This is a genomic window from Mucilaginibacter sp. P4_G9 (genome assembly GCF_056400985.1).
In genome coordinates, this window is the sequence record NZ_JBFUKF010000416.1 from 1 (window position 1) to 4378 (window position 4378).

Sequence of the window (4378 nt, forward strand, 5' to 3'; positions counted from 1 at the left end):
CTTAAACATCGGTACAATCGGTCACGTTGACCACGGTAAAACAACCCTTACCGCAGCTATTACTAAAGTATTAGCTGATGCAGGTTTATCAGAAGCCCGTTCATTTGATTCAATTGACTCGGCTCCTGAAGAAAAAGAACGTGGTATCACAATTAACACCGCGCACGTTGAGTATTCAACTGCTAACCGTCACTATGCTCACGTTGACTGTCCAGGTCACGCGGATTACGTGAAAAACATGGTTACGGGTGCTGCTCAGATGGACGGTGCGATCATTGTGGTTGCTGCAACTGATGGTCCGATGCCACAAACCCGCGAACACATCCTGTTAGCTCGCCAGGTAGGTGTACCTGCGCTTGTTGTTTTCATGAACAAAGTTGACATGGTTGATGATCCGGAATTATTAGAATTAGTTGAAATGGAAATTCGTGAATTATTATCATTCTACGAATATCCAGGTGATGATATCCCGGTAATCCAGGGTTCAGCTTTAGGTGGTCTTAACGGCGATCCTAAATGGGTTGGAAAAATCATGGAATTGATGGATGCTGTTGATAGCTTTATCCCAATTCCTCCACGTTTAACTGAGCTTCCTTTCTTGATGCCGGTTGAAGACGTATTCTCAATCACTGGTCGTGGTACTGTTGCTACCGGTCGTATTGAGCGTGGTGTAATCAACTCAGGTGAGCAGGTTGACATCCTTGGTATGGGTGCCGAAAACCTGAAATCAACTGTAACTGGTGTTGAGATGTTCCGCAAGATCCTTGACAGAGGTGAAGCTGGTGACAACGTAGGCTTATTGTTACGTGGTATTGAAAAAACCGATATCCGTCGTGGTATGGTTATTTGCAAACCAGGTTCAGTAACTCCACACACAGATTTCAAAGCTGAAGTTTACGTATTATCAAAAGCAGAAGGTGGTCGTCACACTCCATTCTTCAACAAATACCGCCCGCAATTCTATTTCCGTACTACTGACGTAACTGGTGAAATTTCATTAGCCGAAGGTGTAGAAATGGTTATGCCAGGTGATAACGTTACCATCACTGTAAAATTGATCAACGCTATCGCTATGGAAAAAGGCTTACGTTTCGCTATCCGTGAAGGTGGCAGAACAGTAGGTGCCGGCCAGGTAACTGAAATATTGAAATAACCCCCTAACCCCCGCCGGCTGGTGGGGGAACAAGGTTAGGTTGTGGTTAATTTAACACAAAGTACTTAGTCAATTGACTAAGTACTTTGTTAATATTTAAAAGTCCCTTTTGGGGGATTCAGGATTAAAAATACACGGGAATAGTTCAACGGTAGAATAGAGGTCTCCAAAACCTTTGATCAGGGTTCGAATCCTTGTTCCCGTGCATTAAGCAAAGTAGTAAAGATGGCTAACGTAACTGAATATATTAAAGAATCATACATCGAGTTAACTGAGAAGGTAACCTGGCCAACCTGGCGCGAGTTGCAAAGCAGTGCCGTATTGGTACTGGTTGCTGCAATTATCATCGCCATGGTTATTTTAGGTATGGACCAGATCATAGCCTACTTGCTTAAAACATTTTATAGTTCACTAACATAATATTTAGGAGATAGAGATGAGTGATCAATTGAAATGGTATGTGGTGAGAGCCATAAGTGGTAAAGAGAAAAAGGTAAAACAATATATAGATGCCGAAATTAGTCGTTTGGGCATTACGCATTTGGTACCGCAGGTATTAATACCTACAGAAAAATACTACCAGATGCGCGATGGGAAAAAGATAGCAAAAGAGCGTAACTATTTCCCTGGTTATGTATTAATGGAGGCTGTACTTGATGGCGAAACTGAACACATCATCAAAAATATAAACAGTGTAATAGGATTTTTGGGCGATAAAGCCGGTAATGCTATCCCACTGCGCCAGGCCGAAGTTAACCGTATTTTAGGTAAGGTTGACGAAATGAGCGCCCAGGGCGAAACAATGAATGTGCCGTATTACATTGGCGAAAGCGTAAAAGTAATGGACGGACCTTTCAACGGATTTAGCGGGGTGATTGAAGAGGTTAACGAAGAGAAAAAGAAATTAAAAGTTATGGTAAAGATATTCGGGCGCCGTACGCCGCTTGAATTGAATTACATGCAGGTAGAGAAAGAATAGTATCATGTAGTTAGTATCAAGTAGCAAGATGATTTGCACTGTGGATACAGATGAATGATGCAATAATAATATAAGGATAGGGTAGTAAAGGTCATGATACTTGATACTAACTACTTGATACCATAAAAACCTTAAATGTTACTTAGCTTCCACTTACTAACATTGAGTTATAATTAAAGTAAATTAAAATGGCAAAAGAGATCGGTGCAATGGTAAAGCTGCAGGTTAAAGGCGGCGCCGCAAACCCATCACCTCCAATTGGCCCTGCATTGGGTGCAAAAGGTGTGAACATCATGGAGTTTTGCAAGCAATTTAATGCACGTACCCAGGATAAAGCTGGAAAGGTGTTGCCTGTTTTGATTACTGTTTATGTTGACAAATCTTTCGAATTTATCATCAAAACCCCTCCTGTTGCAATCCAGTTATTGGAAGCAACCGGTTTAAAGAGTGGTTCGGCTGAACCCAACCGTAAAAAAGTTGCCAATGTAAATTGGGAGCAGGTTGAAACTATAGCCAAAGATAAAATGGTAGATCTGAATGCATTTACTGTAGAATCAGCCATGAAAATGGTGGCAGGTACTGCCCGTAGTATGGGAATCACCGTATCAGGTACGGCTCCCTGGAACTAAATTGGTTTCGGATTTCGGATTTTCGATTTCGGATTTTTTTTAAATCTCAAATCTCAGGTCTCAAATCTCAGATCAAAAATTAATTAATTTATACAAAATCAGTTTAAGACAGTGGCTAGATTAACAAAAAATCAAAAAGCGGCACTCTCCAAAATTGAGGCAAACAAATCGTATTCATTAGAAGCTGCATCAGCTTTGGTAAAGGAATTAACCTTAACTAAATTTGATTCATCAGTTGATATAGACGTTCGTTTAGGTGTTGACCCGCGTAAAGCCAATCAAATGGTACGTGGTATTGCAACATTACCTCATGGAACCGGTAAAACTGTACGTGTATTGGTGCTTTGTACTCCTGATAAGGAACAAGAAGCAAAAGATGCAGGCGCGGATTACGTAGGTTTGGATGAATATATTGCCAAGATTGAAGGCGGATGGACTGACGTTGATATTATCATCACTATGCCAAGTGTTATGGCTAAAGTAGGACGTTTGGGTAGAATATTAGGCCCGCGTAACCTTATGCCAAACCCTAAATCAGGAACAGTAACTCCAGAAGTTGGAAAAGCTGTAACTGAGGTAAAAGGTGGTAAAATCGACTTCAAGGTTGATAAAACAGGTATCATCCATACCTCAATAGGAAAAGCATCATTCCCTGCAGATAAAATTTATGAGAATGCATTAGAAGTATTGCAAACAATCTCGAAATTAAAACCATCAGCAGCAAAAGGAACATATTTCAAGAGCATTCATATCTCTTCTACTATGTCTCCGGGAATAACAGTTGAAACTAAATCAGTAGCGGGGATCTAATCATGAATAAAGAAGAAAAATACGACCTTGTTCTTGCCCTTACTGAGCAAATGAAAGAGTACGGTAATTTCTATATTACTGATACCTCTGATCTATCGGTTGCAAAGATCAACGATATCCGTCGTCAGTGTTTCCAGAGTGAAATCACGATGAAAGTAGCAAAAAACAGCTTGATTAAAAAAGCTATGGAAGCTGCAGGTGGCGATTACACTCCAATATTTGATGTATTAAAAGGTTCATCATCAATCCTTTTCTCAAAATCAGCAACTGCTCCGGCAAAGTTGATTAAACAATTAAGGAAAAAAAGTGACAAACCGATTTTAAAAGCAGCTTATATTGATTCAGCAATATTTATTGGCGACAACCAGATCGATACATTGATCAAGTTGAAATCAAAAGAACAGCTGATTGGCGAAGTTATCGGATTATTGCAATCACCGGCCAAGAACGTTATTTCTGCACTACAATCAGGTGGAAATACTATTGCAGGCCTTGTAAAAACATTACAGGAAAGAGGTTAACGAACACCTTATTAAAGTTCGATATTAAAAAACAAAAAGCATTAAAAGTAAAATTTAAATAAAATGGCGGATTTAAAAGCGTTTGCTGAACAGTTGGTAAACTTAACAGTAAAGGAAGTAAACGAATTAGCTCAGATCTTAAAAGATGAGTATGGTATTGAGCCTGCTGCTGCAGCTGTTGCTGTTGCTGCTGCTCCTGCTGGTGGCGATGATGCCCCTGCTGCTGAAGCAGTACAAACTGCATTTGACGTTATCCTGAAAGAAGCAGGCGGCGCTAAATTAGCAG

General features: G+C 40.2%; 6 protein-coding genes, 1 tRNA gene and 1 pseudogene. All 8 read left to right on the forward strand.

Annotated elements, in window-relative coordinates; genetic code table 11:
- Positions 1 to 1153: elongation factor Tu (tuf, locus tag AC1DPZ_RS22815; RefSeq protein ID WP_477407785.1), on the forward strand; the 1153-nt coding region annotated here is incomplete at its 5' end.
- 134 nt (positions 1154 to 1287) lie between these two features.
- Positions 1288 to 1358 (forward strand) — tRNA-Trp (locus AC1DPZ_RS22820).
- 20 nt (positions 1359 to 1378) lie between these two features.
- Positions 1379 to 1573, forward strand: a complete 195-nt coding sequence (gene secE / locus AC1DPZ_RS22825) for a preprotein translocase subunit SecE (RefSeq protein WP_477407787.1) — start codon at positions 1379 to 1381, stop codon at positions 1571 to 1573.
- Between the two features lie 16 nt (positions 1574 to 1589).
- Complete coding sequence (nusG, locus tag AC1DPZ_RS22830; protein WP_290324705.1) at positions 1590 to 2132, forward strand: transcription termination/antitermination protein NusG; 543 nt, start codon at positions 1590 to 1592, stop codon at positions 2130 to 2132.
- Positions 2133 to 2320: 188 nt separating this feature from the next.
- Positions 2321 to 2761, forward strand: coding sequence for a 50S ribosomal protein L11 (gene rplK, locus AC1DPZ_RS22835; RefSeq protein WP_184542728.1), 441 nt, complete (start codon positions 2321 to 2323; stop codon positions 2759 to 2761).
- A 111-nt stretch (positions 2762 to 2872) separates the two neighbouring features.
- Entirely contained in the window at positions 2873 to 3571 is a 699-nt protein-coding gene (gene rplA / locus AC1DPZ_RS22840; RefSeq protein ID WP_090642963.1) for a 50S ribosomal protein L1, read from the forward strand.
- A gap of 2 nt (positions 3572 to 3573) precedes the next feature.
- Positions 3574 to 4092: a 50S ribosomal protein L10 gene (gene rplJ / locus AC1DPZ_RS22845; protein WP_477407789.1), complete on the forward strand. Its 519-nt coding sequence runs from the start codon at positions 3574 to 3576 to the stop codon at positions 4090 to 4092.
- Between the two features lie 63 nt (positions 4093 to 4155).
- Positions 4156 to 4378, forward strand: a pseudogene (locus AC1DPZ_RS22850) (50S ribosomal protein L7/L12); the annotation flags it as partial.